The organism is Acinetobacter sp. TUM15064 (assembly GCF_008980265.1).
Taxonomy (GTDB): Bacteria; Pseudomonadota; Gammaproteobacteria; order Pseudomonadales; family Moraxellaceae; genus Acinetobacter.
The window spans coordinates 1-923 of sequence record NZ_BKFU01000160.1 but is presented as its reverse complement, the minus strand read 5'-3'; the positions used below and the strand labels follow the sequence as shown (position 1 = coordinate 923).

Genomic DNA, 923 nt, shown 5'->3' with positions numbered 1-923 from the left:
AGTTGTAGGTTGGTTCTAGGCTCAGAAATTGTCATAAAATTGTCATTTATACACTGCATAGTGCAACTAAACTTTAATAAACAACGGATAGAGTGTAAAAATGACCTTACGTGCAACCCTTGCAACAGTAGTATTGATGTTGAGTACTTCCGCATTTTCAGCAGTAACCATTACCGCGCCTGAAGAAATTAAAATTGAAGGTTTAAATGGGCAAGAGGTCAAGAGTCGTTTATTTAGTTCAGACAGTACATATAGTATTGATGCAGGCGAAAACATTATCAGTGTTCGTTATATCCAGTTCTTTGAAGAGCATCCTGGCATTGGTTCGCATGATATTGTTCGCTCTGGTGTGGTGAACATTAAAACTCCAATTCTACAAGATCAGCAGACCTATCGTTTAGCTTTACTCAATCCGCCACAAAACCATGATGATGCAAAGGCATATGCTAAACAGCCCGTTTTTGGTTTATATGATGCCAAGAATCAATTATTGGTCGAACAAAAAGGCAGTAAAACGCAAAGCTCTGGCATTCTGAAAAATTTATTTAATGATGCGCCAACCGATCTCACTCAAAAAGCAACTACGATTGCGCAGCCTGCACCGATATATACGTCACAAGCAGTGGTAGGAAAAGCTGAAGTAGTGAAACCAAAAGATCTGCCAAGTGCTAACAATGCTCAGCAATTAATTAATACTTGGAAAAGTGCATCGAAATCTGAACGCCAAGCGTTTATGACTTGGTTAGCTGAACAAGCACAATAATCTACTCACTAAATAATAAAAAACAGCATTAGCTGTTTTTATTATTTAGATAGCGCATTTATATAGTGGATAAACTGCAGATATTGTCCATAATTTAATCTAAAATAGATATTTTGATTTAAAAATAACCAGTCGGGTGGTTTTTTTGAAACATTTATAT

1 protein-coding gene is annotated in these 923 nt (G+C 36.4%); it reads left to right on the top strand.

Annotated elements, in window-relative coordinates; genetic code table 11:
- The first annotated feature begins 100 nt into the window (after positions 1 to 100).
- Positions 101 to 763, top strand: coding sequence for a DUF2057 family protein (locus GBI16_RS18190; RefSeq protein WP_151707615.1), 663 nt, complete (start codon positions 101 to 103; stop codon positions 761 to 763).
- The last annotated feature ends 160 nt before the right edge of the window (positions 764 to 923 follow it).